General features: G+C 60.1%; 12 protein-coding genes and 4 tRNA genes. 4 read left to right on the forward strand and 12 right to left on the reverse strand.

All coding sequences use genetic code 11. The features are described from left to right. Positions 1 to 4 precede the first annotated feature (4 nt). Positions 5 to 1423: a 3-isopropylmalate dehydratase large subunit gene (gene leuC, locus N8H71_RS14625; RefSeq protein ID WP_007956445.1), complete on the reverse strand. Its 1419-nt coding sequence runs from the start codon at positions 1421 to 1423 to the stop codon at positions 5 to 7. A 140-nt stretch (positions 1424 to 1563) separates the two neighbouring features. On the opposite strand from leuC, the gene N8H71_RS14630 reads away from it, so the two are divergent. Both N8H71_RS14630 and N8H71_RS14635 read left to right on the forward strand, forming a co-directional pair. Next, positions 1564 to 2454 carry a LysR family transcriptional regulator gene (locus N8H71_RS14630; RefSeq protein ID WP_085689295.1) on the forward strand — a complete coding sequence of 297 codons (891 nt, stop codon included), beginning with the start codon at positions 1564 to 1566 and terminating at the stop codon, positions 2452 to 2454. 68 nt (positions 2455 to 2522) lie between these two features. Then, entirely contained in the window at positions 2523 to 5801 is a 3279-nt protein-coding gene (locus N8H71_RS14635) for a bifunctional diguanylate cyclase/phosphodiesterase (RefSeq protein WP_262194526.1), read from the forward strand. Positions 5802 to 5847: 46 nt separating this feature from the next. Here N8H71_RS14635 and N8H71_RS14640 read toward each other — a convergent pair whose 3' ends face one another. The 10 genes from N8H71_RS14640 to gltX all read right to left on the reverse strand — a co-directional run bounded on the left by N8H71_RS14640 (position 5848) and on the right by gltX (position 11700). Further along, a complete protein-coding gene (locus tag N8H71_RS14640) occupies positions 5848 to 6291 on the reverse strand; it encodes an Hsp20 family protein (protein ID WP_262194527.1) in 444 nt (147 codons plus the stop codon). A 120-nt stretch (positions 6292 to 6411) separates the two neighbouring features. Continuing rightward, positions 6412 to 7371 carry a tRNA dihydrouridine synthase gene (locus N8H71_RS14645; RefSeq protein WP_262194528.1) on the reverse strand — a complete coding sequence of 320 codons (960 nt, stop codon included), beginning with the start codon at positions 7369 to 7371 and terminating at the stop codon, positions 6412 to 6414. 35 nt (positions 7372 to 7406) lie between these two features. Next, positions 7407 to 7868, reverse strand: a complete 462-nt coding sequence (locus N8H71_RS14650) for an acyl-CoA thioesterase (RefSeq protein ID WP_262194529.1) — start codon at positions 7866 to 7868, stop codon at positions 7407 to 7409. 47 nt (positions 7869 to 7915) lie between these two features. Beyond that, on the reverse strand, positions 7916 to 8749 hold the full coding sequence (locus N8H71_RS14655) for an alpha/beta fold hydrolase (protein WP_262194530.1): 834 nt from the start codon (positions 8747 to 8749) through the stop codon (positions 7916 to 7918). Between the two features lie 30 nt (positions 8750 to 8779). Next, positions 8780 to 9319: a TetR/AcrR family transcriptional regulator gene (locus N8H71_RS14660; protein ID WP_169429640.1), complete on the reverse strand. Its 540-nt coding sequence runs from the start codon at positions 9317 to 9319 to the stop codon at positions 8780 to 8782. A 183-nt stretch (positions 9320 to 9502) separates the two neighbouring features. Continuing rightward, positions 9503 to 9578 (reverse strand) — tRNA-Glu (locus tag N8H71_RS14665). Between the two features lie 78 nt (positions 9579 to 9656). Then, a tRNA-Ala gene (locus N8H71_RS14670) sits at positions 9657 to 9732 on the reverse strand. A gap of 53 nt (positions 9733 to 9785) precedes the next feature. Continuing rightward, positions 9786 to 9861 (reverse strand) — tRNA-Glu (locus N8H71_RS14675). A 79-nt stretch (positions 9862 to 9940) separates the two neighbouring features. Beyond that, a tRNA-Ala gene (locus tag N8H71_RS14680) sits at positions 9941 to 10016 on the reverse strand. 202 nt (positions 10017 to 10218) lie between these two features. Then, positions 10219 to 11700, reverse strand: coding sequence for a glutamate--tRNA ligase (gene gltX, locus N8H71_RS14685; protein WP_262194531.1), 1482 nt, complete (start codon positions 11698 to 11700; stop codon positions 10219 to 10221). Between the two features lie 230 nt (positions 11701 to 11930). Between gltX and N8H71_RS14690 the strand changes: the two genes are divergently transcribed. After that, positions 11931 to 12980: an HlyD family secretion protein gene (locus N8H71_RS14690; protein WP_085607876.1), complete on the forward strand. Its 1050-nt coding sequence runs from the start codon at positions 11931 to 11933 to the stop codon at positions 12978 to 12980. A gap of 49 nt (positions 12981 to 13029) precedes the next feature. Beyond that, positions 13030 to 14520 carry an MDR family MFS transporter gene (locus tag N8H71_RS14695; RefSeq protein WP_178082624.1) on the forward strand — a complete coding sequence of 497 codons (1491 nt, stop codon included), beginning with the start codon at positions 13030 to 13032 and terminating at the stop codon, positions 14518 to 14520. A gap of 116 nt (positions 14521 to 14636) precedes the next feature. On the opposite strand, the gene uvrB is transcribed toward N8H71_RS14695, so the two are convergent. Beyond that, a complete protein-coding gene (gene uvrB / locus N8H71_RS14700; RefSeq protein WP_114882095.1) occupies positions 14637 to 16652 on the reverse strand; it encodes an excinuclease ABC subunit UvrB in 2016 nt (671 codons plus the stop codon). Positions 16653 to 16943: the final 291 nt, after the last annotated feature.

Consider the following 16943-nt stretch of genomic DNA (forward strand, 5'->3'; position numbering starts at 1 on the left):
CCTTTCAGATCAATTCACGAACGTCGATGAAACGACCGTTCACCGCCGCCGCAGCGGCCATGGCTGGGCTGACGAGGTGGGTACGGCCACCGGCGCCCTGACGGCCTTCGAAGTTACGGTTGGACGTCGAGGCGCAATGCTCGCCGGACTCCAAACGGTCCGGGTTCATCGCCAGGCACATCGAGCAACCCGGCTCGCGCCATTCGAAACCGGCCTCGAGGAAGATCTTGTCCAGACCTTCGGCCTCGGCCTGCGCTTTCACCAGACCCGAGCCCGGCACCACGATGGCCTGCTTGATGGTCGACGCAACCTTGCGGCCCTTGGCGATCACCGCCGCAGCGCGCAAATCTTCGATCCGCGAGTTGGTGCAGGAACCGATGAACACGCGGTCGAGCTGAATGTCGGTGATCGCCTGATTGGCGGTCAAACCCATGTATTTCAAGGCACGGACGATCGAGTCGCGTTTGACCAGATCCATCTCTTTGGCCGGATCCGGCACGTTCTGATCAACGGCCAAGACCATTTCCGGCGAGGTGCCCCAGCTGACCTGCGGCTTGATCTGCGCGGCGTCGAGCTCGACCACGGTGTCGAAATGCGCGTCGGCGTCGGACACCAAGTCTTTCCAGGACTCGACCGCCAGATCCCACTCGGCGCCTTTCGGAGCGAATGGACGACCGTTGACGTAATCCACAGTTTTCTGGTCCGCCGCCACCAGACCCACGCGGGCACCGGCTTCGATGGACATGTTGCAGATGGTCATGCGGCCTTCGATCGACAGATCGCGGATCGCGCTGCCGGCGAACTCGATGGCGTGGCCATTACCGCCGGCGGTGCCGATCTTGCCGATTACCGCGAGGACGATGTCCTTGGCCGTCACGCCGAACGGCAATTGGCCTTCGACGCGCACCAGCATGTTCTTCATCTTCTTGGCGACCAGGCACTGAGTGGCGAGCACGTGCTCCACCTCGGAAGTGCCGATACCGTGCGCCAATGCGCCGAACGCGCCGTGGGTCGAGGTGTGCGAGTCGCCGCAGACCACGGTCATGCCCGGCAAGGTCGCGCCCTGCTCCGGGCTGATCACGTGAACGATGCCCTGGCGGACGTCGTTCATTTTGAATTCGACGATGCCGTATTCATCGCAGTTGTCGTCGAGGGTCTGAACCTGCAAACGCGAGACCTGGTCGGCAATGGCTTCGATACCGCCCTTGCGCTCCGGGGTGGTCGGTACGTTGTGGTCCGGGGTGGCGATGTTGGCATCGATGCGCCATGGCTTGCGCCCGGCCAGACGCAGGCCTTCGAAGGCTTGCGGCGAGGTCACTTCGTGGATGATGTGACGATCGATATAGATCAGCGCCGAACCATCGTCGCGCTGCTTGACCAAATGCGAATCCCAGAGCTTGTCGTAGAGCGTTTTGCCGGCCATCAGACGTTTCCTCATCAGCTTGTTTCTATGCCCTGGGCTTATCAATAACCCTTTGGCTTGTGAGGCCGATCCTATGGGGTTAGATTAAATAACTCAAATTCATATTTTTTATGCTTTGGATAACCAACTGGAATACGAACATGGACCTGGCCAACCTCAATGCTTTTATCGCGATTGCCGAGACCGGAAGCTTCTCCGGCGCCGGTGAACGGCTGCATTTGACACAACCGGCGATCAGCAAACGTATCGCCGGGCTGGAGCAGCAATTGAATGTGCGGCTGTTCGACCGGCTCGGTCGTGAAGTAGGCCTGACCGAGGCCGGCCGGGCCCTGTTGCCACGGGCTTATCAGATTCTCAATGTGCTGGACGACACGCGCCGCGCCCTGACCAACCTGACCGGCGAAGTCACCGGTCGTCTGACCCTGGCCACCAGCCACCACATCGGCCTGCACCGCTTGCCGCCATTATTGAGGGAATACACACGCCGCTACCCACAGGTTGCGCTGGATATTCAGTTCCTCGATTCGGAAGTGGCCTACGAGGAAATTCTCCATGGCCGGGCGGAGCTGGCGGTCATCACGCTCGCGCCGGAGCCGCATACGCTGGTCAAAGCCACGCCGGTATGGGACGACCCGCTGGATTTCGTGGTCGCTCCGGAACATTCATTGATCAGTAACGGCGCTGTCACGCTGGCGGACATTGCCGGCCATCCGGCGGTTTTCCCCGGCGGCAACACCTTTACCCATCATATTGTCCAACGCCTGTTCGAGGCCCAAGGCCTGACACCGAACATCGCCATGAGCACCAACTATCTGGAAACCATCAAAATGATGGTCTCGATTGGCCTGGCGTGGAGCGTTTTGCCGCGCACGATGCTCGATGACCAGGTGGCACGCATACCTTTACCGGGCATACAGCTCAGTCGCCAGCTAGGCTATATCCTGCACACTGAAAGGACGCTGTCGAACGCTGCACGGGCATTTATGGCCCTGCTGGACGCTCAAATCGATCTGCCAGGGACTCTCGGCTAACTTGTGCTACTCCTATAGAGCTGCCGTTCCTGTGCCAAACGCCCACATCAGCTCAAGGCTCTTCGACAATGCCGAAATCTGTTGACCGTATTCCGCCGATGCCGCGTATTCAGGCCATTGATCCACGGCATTCCGAGCAGAGCTGGGAAAGTGCACCGCAACTGCTGGCCGCGCTCAACGGCGCCCGGCTCGGCGCCTGGTATTGGGACATCGAGCGCGGGCAAATCAGCTGGTCGCGCGGGACACAGGCACTTTTCGGTTTCGACCCCAGGCAACCGCTGCCCGAAGACCTGGAATACCTCGACCTGCTGCCGCCGGAAGACCGGGCAAAAACCGTGCGCGCCTTTCACGCTGTCATCGCCGGCGCACCACTGGAACAGGCAATGCACCACCGCATCCGCTGGCCGGACGGCAGTCTGCACTGGCTGGAAATCAACGGCAGCCTGCTGCCGGACAAACATGGCCGGCCCCGAATGATCGGGGTGATCCGCGAAATCACCCACCAAAGGCAGCGGGAACAGGCCCTCAGCAGTTCGGAGAAACGCTTTGCCACTCTGTTTCACCTATGCCCGAACATGGTGCTGCTGACCCGCCAGGAAGACGGCCTGATCACTGAAGCCAACCAGTATTTCGAAAGCCTGTTTGGCTGGCCGGTGCAGAGCGCCATCGGCCGCACCACGCTGGAGCTGGGCCTGTGGGTGCATCCCGAGCAACGGGCGGAGCTGGTCAAGAAGACCAAGGCCAAGGGCGAACTGATCAGCATGGAAGTGCAGTTCCGCGCCAGCAACGGCCAGATTCACGATGGCATCCTCAGTGCGCAAAAGGTCGAACTCGAAGGCCAGCCGTACCTGCTCAGCACCTTTCTCGACACCACCGAGCGCAAAGCCGCCGAACATGCCTTGAAAGACAGTCAGGAACGCCTCGACCTGGCACTGGATTCAGCCCAGCTCGGCACCTGGGACTGGCACATTCCCAGCGGCATGCTCTACGGCTCGGCACGGGCTGCGCAATTACATGGCCTGGAGCCAAAGCCGTTCCATGAATCGTTCGAGGAATTCTTCGAAGGCGTGCCCGGGGAAGAACGCGACACCATGCGCGATGCCTATCGCAGCCTGCGCGAAGGCCCCGCCGGCAATTATCAGTTGACCTATCGTGTGCAACTGCCGGACGGCAGCTCACGCTATCTGGAAAGCCGCGCCCGCCTCTACCGTGATGACAACGGCGCGCCGCTGCGCATGGCCGGCACGTTGCTGGATATCACCGATCAGGTTGAGCGAGAGCAACGCCTGGTGGCTTCGGAAGAAAAATTCGCCACCTTGTTCCAGGTCAGTCCCGACCCAATCTGCGTCACGCGCCAGGAAACCGGAGAGTTCATCGAGATCAACTCCAGTTTCAGCCAGACCTTCGGCTGGAGCGCCGCCGACATCATCGGTCGCACCGCCGAAGAAATCGGCCTGTGGGATGCTTCGGCGAAAAGCCTGCAACGGATCGAACGGGTGATCCGCGAACAGGGCCTGAGCAATGTCGCGATCATCGTCCAGCACAAAGACGGCCAGTCACTGACCTGCGTGATCTCCAGCCGCCAGATCAGCGTCGGCAACCAGCCATGCATCGTCACGACGTTGCGCGACATCACTCAGCAACAGCGCTCGGAAGCGGCACTCAAGGCCAGCGAGGAAAAATTCGCCAAGGCGTTCCACTCCAGCCCCGACGCAATCACCATCACCGAGCGCGACACCGGACGCTATCTGGAGGTCAACGACGGTTTCTGCCGCCTGACCGGCTATCGTGCCGACGAAGTAGTGGGCAAAACCGTGTACCAGGTCGGCATCTGGGCCGAGGAAAAACAGCGGTCAGCATTGCTCGCCGAACTTCAGATCAAGGGCCGCGTACATCATCAGGAAATGCTCGGGCGCAACAAGCGCGGCGAGATACTGACGGTGGAAGTCTCGGTCGAACCGATCATCCTCAACGAAACCGCTTGCCTGCTGCTGACTGCGCGCGACGTCAGCCTGCTGAAGAACGCCGAAGCGCAGATCCGGCATCTGGCTTATCACGATCCGTTGACCAATCTGCCCAACCGCGCTCTGTTGATGGATCGCCTGAGCCAGCAGATCGCCCTGCTCAAGCGCCACAATCTGCGCGGTGCGCTGCTGTTTCTCGATCTGGATCACTTCAAGCACATCAACGACTCGCTCGGCCATCCGGTCGGCGACACGGTGCTGAAAATCATCACTGCGCGGCTCGAAGCCAGCGTGCGCATGGAAGACACGGTTGCGCGACTTGGTGGCGATGAATTCGTGGTGTTGCTCAGCGGCCTGGAAGGTACGCGCAACGAAGTCAGCGCACAGGTGCGAGATTTGGCCGACACCATCCGCGAACTGCTTTCCGAACCGATGTTTCTCGACGGCCAGCGCCTGCAAGTGACACCGAGCATTGGCGTGGCATTGATTCCCGACCACGGATCGACGCCGACCGATTTGCTCAAGCGCGCCGACATCGCGCTGTACCGGGCCAAGGATTCAGGGCGCAACACCACGCAGATGTACCACAACACCATGCAGAAAGCGGCCAGCGAACGCCAGCGCATGGAGACCGATTTGCGCCTGGCCTTGTCGCGCAACGAATTCACCATGCATTACCAACCGCAGATCGATGCCAAGGACAACCGCATCATCGGTGCCGAAGCGCTGGTGCGCTGGAATCACCCGGAACTGGGCGCCCAATCGCCCGCAGAGTTCATCAAAGTGCTGGAGGATAGTGGTCTCATTCTGGAGGTTGGCACCTGGATCCTTGATGAGGCCTGCTGCGCCTTCAAGGCATTGATCGCCGAAGGCCTGATCGATCCTCTGGCGTTCACTCTTTGCGTGAACATCAGCCCCCGACAGTTTCGGCAGAACGACTTCGTCGAGCGCATCGAGCACAGCATGACCAGCCATGGCCTGCCCTGCTCGTTGCTGAAACTGGAAATCACCGAAGGCATCGTCATCCAGAATCTGGAAGACACCATCAGCAAGATGCGTCGCCTGAAAAAACTCGGTGTGAGTTTTGCCATGGACGATTTCGGCACCGGTTATTCATCGCTGACCTATCTGAAACGATTGCCGGTGGACACCCTGAAGATCGATCAGTCGTTCATCCGCGACGCCACCACCGACCCCAACGACGCCGAAATCATCCGCGCCATCGTCGCCATGGCCCGCAGCCTGGAACTGGAAGTGATCGCCGAAGGCGTGGAAACCTCGGAACAACTGGCCTTCCTGCAGGGGCTGGGCTGCCATTTGTATCAGGGGTATCTGCACAGCCGGCCGTTGCCGCTGGAGGGGTTGAAAGGATTGCTGGAATGACGGGCACAAAAAAGGGCGCCTTTCGGCGCCCTTCTTCCCGGTCGGCTTATTGCAGGACCGGCTTCTCCGCCCCGTTGATCGGGATGCGCTTGGCTTTCGCCTCTTCCGGGATCACTCGCAGCAGATCAATGCTCAACAGACCGTTACGCAGGTCGGCAGCCTTGATCTCGATGTGATCGGCCAGGCGGAAGGACAGCTTGAATGCACGTTGGGCGATGCCCTGGTGCAGGAAAGTGACGCCTTCGTTGGCATCACGCTTGCCGCCACTGATAGTCAGCACGCCTTTCTCGACTTGCAGGTCCAGGTCTTCTTCCTGGAAACCGGCCGCCGCCACAACGATGCGGTATTGATCGTCACCGTGTTTTTCGACGTTGTAAGGCGGATAGGTGCTGCCTGGCTCGTTGCGCAGGGCGGTTTCGAACAGGTCGTTGAAACGGTCGAAACCCACCGAGGAACGGAACAGTGGTGCGAGGGAAAATGCAGTACTCATGGTTCAAATCTCCTGAAAACAATCAGCAAGGTTTTTTGTCTCCGCGACCCGAATTCGGCATCGCGTAACCCTTAGATAGGGACCTGCGTTTTGTTTTCAAGAGATCGTTTGAAGATTTTTTCAGGCGGCTTCAGCGACCGGCAAACCCAGTAAACGCGAGACCTGGTCCGGCTCGGTCTCCCGGCGCAGCACGGTAAACAGTTCAGTGGCTTCGGGATAATTGCGGGTCAACATGGCCAGCCACTGCTTCAAACGGCCCGGTGATTGGCGCGCGGTCATCTGTGCCTTGGCTTGCAACCAGAAGTCCTGAATCAGCGGCATCAGTTCGGTCCAGGTCATCTCGACGACTTCCTCGCCGGCACGGGCGGCGGCGATCTGACGGGCCAGATCCGGGCGCGACACCAGACCGCGACCGAGCATGATGTCTTCCACGCCGCTGATTTCCCGGCAGCGGCGCCAGTCTTCGACGCTCCAGATGTCGCCGTTGGCGAACACAGGCACCTTGACCACGTCCTGCACGCGCGGAATCCACTCCCAATGTGCTGGCGGCTTGTAGCCGTCGACCTTGGTCCGGGCGTGAACCACGATGTGCTCGGCGCCGCCTTCGGCCAGCGCCGTGGCGCACACCAGCGAGCCGTCCGGGCTGTCGAAACCCAGGCGCATCTTGGCGGTAACCGGAATGTGTGCGGGAACGGCGCGACGTACGTGTTCGACGATCTGGTTGAGCAGCTCCGGCTCCTTGAGCAGCACCGCACCGCCACGGGACTTGTTGACGGTCTTGGCCGGGCAGCCGAAGTTCAGGTCGATCACTTCAGAACCGAGCTCGCAGGCCAGCGCCGCGTTTTCCGCCAGGCACACCGGGTCGGAACCCAGCAACTGCACGCGCAGTGGCACGCCGGAAGCGGTGCGAGCACCGTTGAGCAGTTCAGGGCCGAACTTGTGGAAATAGGCCGGGGTCAGCAACTGGTCGTTGACCCGGATGAACTCGGTCACGCACCAGTCAATACCGCCGACACGGGTCAGGACATCGCGCAGGATGTCGTCGACCAACCCTTCCATCGGCGCCAGAGCAATTTGCATGGGAAACACACACTCAAGGAAAAACGTGCGGCAGTTTACTGGGTTTCGCGGGTTAAACCCATGTCCACCATCTGTATGGCCGAGCCATAGCCTTCGATGAACTCGGCGGGCATGCGTTTGGGCCTGCCGGTGGACAGTTCGATACAGACGAAGGTGGTCTGGGCGCGCAGCAGCGTGGCGTTGTCGCTGGGGCGAATCAGCTGGAAGTGACGGGTCATTTTCAGGCGCTGATCCCAATCGACGATCCACGTCGCCAATTGCAACTCGTCGCCTTCGTAGGCGGCGGCCAGGTAATCGATTTCGTGGCGCACAACGGCCATCGCCCGATCCAGACGCCGGTACTCGACCAGATCCAGACCCAGGCGCTGCGAGTGGCGCCAGGCGCAGCGCTCGAGCCAGGTCACGTAGACCGCATTGTTGGCGTGGCCCAGCCCGTCGATATCCTCGGCGCCCACTTGCAGATCAATGGTAAACGGCGTTGCCCGATCCCAGCCCATGCCCTACTCCCGGTCAGATTATTCAACCGGGGCAGTGTAACGGATGACTACGCCGATTGCCGCGCCTGAAGGCTGCGTCCGGCCAGCAGTGATAACACGCCATCAACCACCCTAGGGTCGGCCAATACGCGCTGATGACCGCCGGCTTCCAGACGCAACAAGCGACTGTCGAACCAGGATTCGTGGATCAGTTGGGATTCCTTGACCGAAACGAAGGTGTCGTCCTCGGCATGCACGATCAGCCCAGGCATATCCAGTTGATAGTGCGCGACATCAAGGGTGGCGGCGCGCATGCCGACGTCCTGCTCAACCTGGCGAATGAACGCGGAACGCGCTCTGGGCGGCATGCCGACATACCGGGCAAATCCGCGCAACACCCCAAGAATTCGCGCCGGAGCCGCAATGCTGACCAGTGTCTCAGTGCGCAAGCCCAATTGCACCGCCAACATGGCGCTGGCACCGCCCATGGAGTGGCCGATGACCGCTTGCAGCGGCGGCAACTCGGCAGCCGCTTCAAGCATGGCTCGGGCGAACAGCACGACATTGGCTTCACGCCCTGGCGAACGACCATGAGCCGGGCCATCAAGTGCAACAACGGTAAAACCTGCTTCGACCAGAGCAGTGATCAGCGAGGCAAACTGGGTAGGCCGCCCTTCCCATCCGTGCATCAGCAAAACAGTCGGTCCTTGCCCCCAGCGCAGTGCAGAGAGGCCGAAGCGCAAGGTAATGCGCTCGGATTTCGCCAGCAGCGGCAACTCCCAGTCCCGCGGTGTATTCGCGCGCGGCGTCATGAACGCCAGCCGCATTTTGCTTGCCACCAGTTTCGGTGCAAACCAGCCCAAGGTGCCATTAACGCCGCGAACCCACTTCAACGTGCTCATCGCTCTCTCCTCGGGCTTGTAGCCTTCAGGTCAACGCACCGCCGACTTGGCGGCACGCAGCAATCGATCAGATAAATCCCCAGGACCTAACGCCCTCGCGAGCGCCAGACCACCCACCATCAAGGCCACGTCGGCCAGCGCTTTATCGGTGTCCTCGGGACTTGAGGCCAATTGCGCAATCATCAACTCCAGGTGCTCGTTCAACGCGATCCGGAACGCTTCCGGCAGTCGACCCAGTTCGCCAATGGAAGCTGGTATCGGGCACGCCGAATCGCTGGAATCGCGATGCTTGCGCGACAGATAGAACGCAGCCACCAGGGCGCGGCGCTCTTCACCGGTCAGCTCGCTGTCCATGTCGGCAATCAGGTCGCGACGGCGACCCAGCAATTGCTTGAACGCCTCAAGCATCATTGCGTCCTTGCTTTCGAAGTGTGCGTAGAAACCACCGACGGTCAGGCCGGCGGCACCCATCACTTCGCCCACGCTCGGTTCAGCCGGGCCGCGCTGGATCAGTGCAGCACTGGCGGCCTTGAGAATGCGTTCGCGGGTTTGAGCTTTTTTGTCGTTCATCGTCGCCTCCGAATATTACGATAGCAATATTATTCTCATAATAATATTCCGCAAGTCACAAGCGTGACCGCTGGTCTGAAGCACAGTGTTAAGGAAAAAGAGGATTTGGCCAAACGCCAGACAAACAAAAGGGCCATTCAATAATTGAATGACCCTTATAAAATCCCGCAGAGCGGGTAATCGTGGCGTCCCCTAGGGGACTCGAACCCCTGTTACCGCCGTGAAAGGGCGGTGTCCTAGGCCACTAGACGAAGGGGACACAAACCTTCTATACAACTGATCAGCGCTGAGTACTGATCGATTCAAGGCCGGTGTGGCCAGACCTTGAACTGTAAATTGGTGGAGCTAAGCGGGATCGAACCGCTGACCTCCTGCATGCCATGCAGGCGCTCTCCCAGCTGAGCTATAGCCCCGGATTTTTCGCCTCTCGGCGGAGCGACATCTTGCAACATCGCTTCTGTAAAACTGGCGTCCCCTAGGGGACTCGAACCCCTGTTACCGCCGTGAAAGGGCGGTGTCCTAGGCCACTAGACGAAGGGGACGCAAACCCTTCTATACAACTGATCAACGCTGAGTGTTGATCGCTTCGAAGCCGGTGTGGCCAGGCTTCGAAGTGTAAATTGGTGGAGCTAGACGGGATCGAACCGTCGACCTCTTGCATGCCATGCAAGCGCTCTCCCAGCTGAGCTATAGCCCCTCATCGTTGATGTCATCGCTGAGGACGGGGCGAATCTTAAGGGCGTATCGAAAGGCTGTCAAACTTATTTTTGAAAAAATTCAAAATTTTTTGTCGGCATTACAATCACTTACCGCCCTCCCCCCGTAAATTCGGGGGAAAACACCGAAGGACAGGATCAAAAGATCCTGGCCTTCGGCGCGTCCTGCAGAGTCAAACGCAATCAGGCGATGGCGCCCAACAGCTTTTCCCACTCTTTGTTTTCTTTCTTCGACACGCCGCCCAGCAGGTCAATCGCCTGGCGCAGACGGAAACGGGTCAGGTCCGGCCCGAGGATTTCCATTGCATCGAGCACCGACACCGAGCTCGCCTGCCCTGTGATCGCGGCAAACATCAACGGCATTGCATCACGCAGTTTCAGCTCGAGGGATTCGACCACCGCCTGAATCGTCGCGGTGATGCTGTCCTTCTCCCACTGACGCAGGCTTTCCAGCTTCCACAGGATCAATTGCATCAGTTGACGCACCTGATCGCCCGAGAGCTTTTTCGATTCGAACAGCTTGGCATCCGGATTGACGCCGCCGGCGAAGAAGAACCCGGCCAGCGGTGCGACCTGACTGAAGGTTTCGACGCGGCCCTGAACGTGCGGCGCGATCTTCATCATGTAGTCGGAATTGAGTGCCCACTTCTGTACGCGAGCGGCGAACTCTTCGACCGGCAGATCACGCAGCCACTGGCCGTTGAGCCACGACAGCTTCTCGATATCGAAAATCGGCCCGCCCAGCGACACACGCTTGAGGTCGAAGTTGTCGACCATTTCCTGCAGCGAGAACTTCTCGCGCTCGTCCGGCATCGACCAGCCCATGCGACCGAGGTAGTTGAGCATCGCTTCCGGCATGAAACCCATGCGCTCGTAGAACGTCACCGACGTCGGGTTCTTGCGCTTGGACAACTTGCTCTTGTCCGGGTTACGCAGCAGTGGCATGTAGCACAGCTCCGGTTGTTCCCAGCCGAAGTACTCGTAAAGCAGGATCAGTTTTGGCGCCGACGGCAGCCATTCTTCGCCACGCAGCACGTGGGTGATGCCCATCAGGTGGTCGTCGACCACGTTGGCCAGGAAGTATGTCGGCAGGCCGTCGGTCTTCATCAGTACTTGCATGTCCATGCGATCCCACGGAATCTCGACGTCACCACGCAGCATGTCCGGCACCACGCAGACGCCTTCGCTCGGCACCTTCATGCGGATCACGTGCGGCTCGCCGGCAGCCAGGCGACGGGCGACTTCGTCCTTGGACAGCAACAGTGCACGGCCGTCATAGCGCGGGGTTTCGCCGCGAGCCATTTGCTCGGCGCGCATCTCGTCCAGTTCTTCAGCGGTGCAGAAGCACGGGAAGGCGTGGCCCATGTCGACCAGCTGCTGGCAGTACTTCTGGTAGATATCGCCGCGCTCGCTCTGACGGTAAGGACCGTGCGGGCCGCCGACATCCGGGCCTTCGCTCCAGTCGATACCCAGCCAGCGCAGGGCGTCGAAGATCTGCTGTTCGGACTCGCGGGTCGAACGCAACTGATCGGTGTCTTCGATCCGCAGGATGAACTCACCGCCGTGCTGCTTGGCAAAGCAGTAGTTGAACAGTGCGATGTAAGCGGTACCTACGTGGGGATCCCCGGTAGGCGATGGCGCGATGCGAGTGCGGACGGTGGTCATGGCATGTCTCGAAAAGAATGAAAAGCAAAGAACGATCAAGCGGCGAATGGTAACAGGCGACACCCGCCCCGCTCCAGCGGGCAGGGCATTTAAGCCAAGGTTGCGTCTGGAACGCCCGTTGGCCGTGGTGAATGGCCGAATATCAACAGACGGCATTTACCGCTCATCGGCTGTATGCCAGATTCGCCTGCTGATAACTTTCCTTACAATTCCTCGACTACAGTTTGCCCATGCCTGCCCAACTCAAGCGTCGCCTGTTCATTTTCCTGCTGCTGGTCCTGTTGATTGCCGGGGGCTTTTTCGCCCATTGGTTTTTCAAGGGACGCTTTTATGAAAGCACCGACAACGCCTATGTCCAGGGTGAAATCACCCGCGTGTCGAGCCAGTTGAGCGCACGCATCGACGAAGTGCTGGTACAGGACAACCAGCACGTGGAAAAAGGCCAGTTGCTGATTCGTCTCGAAGGCGATGACTTCCGCCTCGCCGTCGATCGTGCCAACGCCGCCCTCGCCACCCGCGAGGCCGAGCGCCTGCAAGCCCAGAGCAAACTGACCCAGCAAGCCAGCCTGATTGCCGCCAGTGACGCGCAGGTCGCCACTACCCAGGCGACGCTCGGTCGTTCACAGGTGGATTTATCGCGGGCAGAAACCCTGCGAAAACCCGGCTACGTCTCCGAGGAGCGGGTCACCACCCTCTCCGCCGACGCCCACATCGCCCGTTCGCAAGTGGCCAAGGCCCAGGCAGATGCGCAGAGTCAGCGCCAGCAAGTCAACGCGCTGACCGCCGAAATCAAACGCCTCGACGCGCAGATCGCCAACGCCCGCGCCGACCTCGCCCAGGCCGAACTGAACCTGACGCGCAGCGAAATCCACGCGCCGATCAGCGGCCTGATCGGCCAGCGCGCCGCACGCAATGGTCAAGTGGTACAGGCCGGCGCCTATCTTTTGTCGATCGTTCCGGACGAAGACATCTGGGTGCAGGCCAACTTCAAGGAAACCCAGATCGGCCACATGCAGCCGGGCCAGAAGGCTGAGCTGCTCTTCGACGCCTATGGCGATACGCCGATCGAAGCGCGGGTAGACAGCCTGTTCGCCGCCTCCGGCGCACAATTCAGCCTGTTGCCGCCGGACAATGCCACCGGCAACTTCACCAAGGTCGTGCAGCGGATTCCGGTGAAACTGACGTTCAAGGCCGATAACCCGCTGCACGGCAAGATCCGTCCGGGCATGTCCGTCACCGCCACCGTGAACATCAAAGACGCCCCTGACAATGGCCGGTGATTCACTGATCCGCCCGATCGGCGAACCGACCCGGCGGGACTGGATCGCGGTGATGAGCGTGATGCTCGGCGCCTTCATGGCGGTGCTCGACATCCAGATCACCAACTCGTCGCTCAAGGACATTCAGGGCGCGCTGTCGGCGACGCTGGAAGAAGGATCGTGGATTTCGACGTCTTATCTGGTGGCGGAAATCATCATGATTCCGCTGACCGCCTGGCTGGTGCAGCTGCTGTCGGCACGGCGGCTGGCGGTGTGGGTGTCGCTGGGATTTCTGATTTCGTCGCTGCTGTGCTCGATGGCCTGGAGCCTGGAGAGCATGATCGTGTTTCGCGCCATGCAGGGCTTCACCGGCGGCGCGCTGATCCCGCTGGCGTTCACCCTGACCCTGATCAAACTCCCCGAACACCACCGCGCCAAAGGCATGGCGATGTTTGCCATGACCGCTACCTTTGCTCCGTCCATCGGCCCGACCCTCGGTGGCTGGCTCACGGAAAACTGGGGCTGGGAGTACATCTTCTATATCAACATCCCGCCGGGGCTGATCATGATCGCCGGGCTGATGTACGGCCTGGAGAAGAAAGAAGCGCATTGGGAGTTGCTGAAAAGCACCGATTACACCGGCATTCTCACGCTGGGTGTCGGCCTCGGTTGCCTGCAGGTTTTTCTTGAAGAAGGCCATCGCAAGGACTGGCTTGAATCGAGCCTGATCGTGACGCTGGGCAGCATCGCCCTGCTGAGCCTGATCACGTTCGTGATCGTGCAGATCTCCAAGCCCAACCCGCTGATCAACCTGGGGATCCTGCGCAATCGAAACTTCGGGCTGTCGAGTATTTCCAGCCTGGGCATGGGCGTGGGGCTGTACGGTTCGATTTACCTGCTGCCGCTGTACCTGGCACAGATCCAGAATTACAACGCCCTGCAGATCGGCGAAGTGATCATGTGGATGGGCGTGCCGCAGCTGTTTCTGATTCCGCTGGTGCCGAAGCTGATGAAATTCGTTTCGCCGAAATGGCTGTGCACGATCGGTTTCGGCCTGTTCGGGCTGGCGAGTTTTTCATCCGGCGTGCTCAACCCGGATTTCGCAGGGCCGCAGTTCAATCAGATCCAGATTATCCGCGCGCTGGGTCAGCCACTGATCATGGTGACCATTTCGCTGATCGCCACGGCGTACATCCTGCCGCAGGACGCGGGCTCGGCATCAAGCCTGTTCAACATCCTGCGCAACCTCGGCGGAGCCATCGGCATCGCCCTGCTCGCCACCCTGCTGGACGCGCGCACCAAGACCTACTTCGATTACCTGCGTGAAGCCGTGGTGCCGACCAATCCGCAGGTGGCCGAACGTCTGGCGTCCATGACTGATCGGTTCGGCAGTGACACGGCGGCGTTGGGAAAATTGAGCGAGATCGTTCATCAGCAGGCGCTGATCATGGCCTACAACGACGCGTTTCATTTTGTCGGGATTGCGCTGGGGATCAGCATGCTGGCGATCTTGCTGACCAAGAAACTACCCGCCGGCCTGAAAGCCGGCGAAGCACATTAAGACCGAGTCGCCCCATTCGCGAGCAAGCTCGCTCCCACAGGGGTTTTGTGAACGACACAACTCCAATGTGGGAGCGAGCTTGCTCGCGAAGAGGCCCGACCAAACACTGCAAATCTTCAGACGGCCAACAAACGCTCACGCAACTTGGCGATTTCGTCGCGCATCTGCGCCGCCGCTTCGAACTCCAGATCGCGGGCCAACTGGTACATCTTCTCCTCCAGTTGGCGGATGCGCTTGGTGATCTCGCTCGGCGAGCGCAGTTCGGCTTCGTACTTGGCGTTTTCTTCGGCGGCCTTGGCCATGCCTTTACGCTTCTTGCTGCGCGAGCCGGGCACGGTGGCGCCTTCCATGATGTCGGCGACGTCCTTGAACACGCCCTTCGGCGTGATTCCGTTGGCCAGGTTGAAGGCGATCTGCTTGTCGCGGCGGCGCTCGGTCTCGCCAATCGCCCGTTCCATCGAACCGGTGATGCGATCCGCGTAGAGAATCGCCCGGCCATTGAGGTTACGCGCCGCCCGGCCGATGGTCTGGATCAGCGAACGCTCGGAACGCAGGAAACCTTCCTTGTCCGCGTCGAGAATCGCCACCAGCGACACTTCCGGCATGTCCAGGCCTTCACGCAGCAGGTTGATCCCCACCAGCACATCAAACGTGCCGAGGCGCAGGTCGCGGATGATTTCGACCCGTTCGACCGTGTCGATGTCCGAGTGCAGATAACGCACACGCACGCCGTGATCGGCCAGGTAATCGGTCAAGTCTTCGGCCATGCGCTTGGTCAGCGTGGTAACCAGCACGCGCTCCTCCAACGCCACACGTTTGGTGATTTCCGACAATAGGTCGTCGACCTGAGTGAGCGCCGGGCGCACTTCAACCTGCGGGTCGACCAGACCGGTCGGGCGCACCACTTGCTCGATCACCCGCCCGGCGTGTTCGGCTTCGTAGTTGCCGGGCGTGGCCGAGACAAAAATCGTCTGCGGGCTCACCCCTTCCCACTCGTCGAAACGCATCGGCCGGTTGTCCAGCGCCGATGGCAGGCGGAAGCCGTATTCCACCAATGTTTCCTTACGCGAACGGTCGCCCTTATACATCGCGCCGACTTGCGGCACGCTGACGTGGGATTCGTCGATTACCAGCAGCGCATCCGCCGGCAGGTAATCGTAGAGCGTCGGCGGCGCTGCACCGGCCGGACGACCCGACAGGTAGCGCGAGTAGTTTTCGATGCCGTTGCAGTAGCCGAGCTCGAGGATCATCTCCAGGTCGAACCGGGTGCGCTGCTCCAGGCGCTGGGCTTCCACCAGTTTATTGTTGTTGCGCAGGTATTCCAGGCGCTCCTGCAACTCGACCTTGATCCCCTCGATGGCGTCGAGCAGGGTTTCCCGGGGCGTCACGTAGTGGCTTTTCGGGTAAAAGGTGAAGCGCGGCAGCTTGCGGATGACTTCGCCGGTCAGCGGGTCAAACGCGGAAATGCTTTCCACCTCGTCATCGAACAGTTCGATGCGGATCGCTTCGAGGTCGGATTCCGCCGGATAGATGTCGATCACATCGCCGCGCACCCGGAAGGTCGCACGGGCGAAATCCATGTCGTTGCGGGTGTATTGCAGGTCGGCCAGGCGCCGCACCAGTGCACGCTGGTCGAGCTTGTCGCCGCGATCGACGTGCAAGACCATTTTCAAATAGGTTTCCGGGCTGCCCAGACCGTAGATGCACGACACCGTGGTGACGATGATCGCGTCCTTGCGCTCGAGCAATGCCTTGGTCGCCGACAGACGCATCTGTTCGATATGGTCGTTGATCGACGCATCCTTCTCGATGAAGGTGTCGGACGACGGCACATAGGCTTCGGGCTGGTAGTAGTCGTAGTAGGAAACGAAGTACTCGACGGCGTTGTTCGGGAAAAACGACTTGAACTCACCGTACAACTGCGCGGCCAGGGTCTTGTTCGGCGCCAGCACCAGGGTCGGACGCTGCACCTGGGCGATCACGTTGGCGATGCTGAAGGTCTTGCCCGACCCGGTCACCCCGAGCAGCGTCTGGTGCGCCAGCCCGGCTTCGATGCCTTCGACCATCTGGCGAATGGCTTCGGGTTGATCGCCGGCAGGGTCGAAACGGGTGACGAGCTGGAATTCAGACATAAACACCTCTGGAATCGCGCCGCTGCGGGCAAACCGCAGCACCACGAGAAAGACCGCAAACGACCGATGTCGCGCAAGGAAAAACGAAGATTGTGCTGAATGTGGAGCCGATTGCCTCGCCTTTCAAGGCAAACGTCCTACATCCGGTAAAGTCTCCGACAAGTCCATTCGACTAACGGTCGAGAAATAATCGGAAAAACTTACCTTAAAAGCCGATTCGCCTGTCGCCATTGATCGATGATGGCCTCTATACTAGCTCCCCGTTTGTGCACCGCTCTAGTGCATTCGGCT

The sequence above is a fragment of the Pseudomonas koreensis genome (genome assembly GCF_025447595.1).
GTDB classification, from domain to species: domain Bacteria; phylum Pseudomonadota; class Gammaproteobacteria; order Pseudomonadales; family Pseudomonadaceae; genus Aquipseudomonas; species Aquipseudomonas koreensis_H.

Excerpts from the sequence above, each read along its gene's own strand:
- leuC (WP_007956445.1), bottom strand. The coding sequence starts at position 1,423 with ATGGCCGGCAAAACGCTCTACGACAAGCTCTGGGATTCGCATTTGGTC.
- N8H71_RS14630 (WP_085689295.1), top strand. The coding sequence starts at position 1,564 with ATGGACCTGGCCAACCTCAATGCTTTTATCGCGATTGCCGAGACCGGA.
- N8H71_RS14635 (WP_262194526.1), top strand. The coding sequence starts at position 2,523 with ATGCCGAAATCTGTTGACCGTATTCCGCCGATGCCGCGTATTCAGGCC.
- N8H71_RS14640 (WP_262194527.1), bottom strand. The coding sequence starts at position 6,291 with ATGAGTACTGCATTTTCCCTCGCACCACTGTTCCGTTCCTCGGTGGGT.
- N8H71_RS14645 (WP_262194528.1), bottom strand. The coding sequence starts at position 7,371 with ATGCAAATTGCTCTGGCGCCGATGGAAGGGTTGGTCGACGACATCCTG.
- N8H71_RS14650 (WP_262194529.1), bottom strand. The coding sequence starts at position 7,868 with ATGGGCTGGGATCGGGCAACGCCGTTTACCATTGATCTGCAAGTGGGC.
- N8H71_RS14655 (WP_262194530.1), bottom strand. The coding sequence starts at position 8,749 with ATGAGCACGTTGAAGTGGGTTCGCGGCGTTAATGGCACCTTGGGCTGG.
- N8H71_RS14660 (WP_169429640.1), bottom strand. The coding sequence starts at position 9,319 with ATGAACGACAAAAAAGCTCAAACCCGCGAACGCATTCTCAAGGCCGCC.
- gltX (WP_262194531.1), bottom strand. The coding sequence starts at position 11,700 with ATGACCACCGTCCGCACTCGCATCGCGCCATCGCCTACCGGGGATCCC.
- N8H71_RS14690 (WP_085607876.1), top strand. The coding sequence starts at position 11,931 with ATGCCTGCCCAACTCAAGCGTCGCCTGTTCATTTTCCTGCTGCTGGTC.
- uvrB (WP_114882095.1), bottom strand. The coding sequence starts at position 16,652 with ATGTCTGAATTCCAGCTCGTCACCCGTTTCGACCCTGCCGGCGATCAA.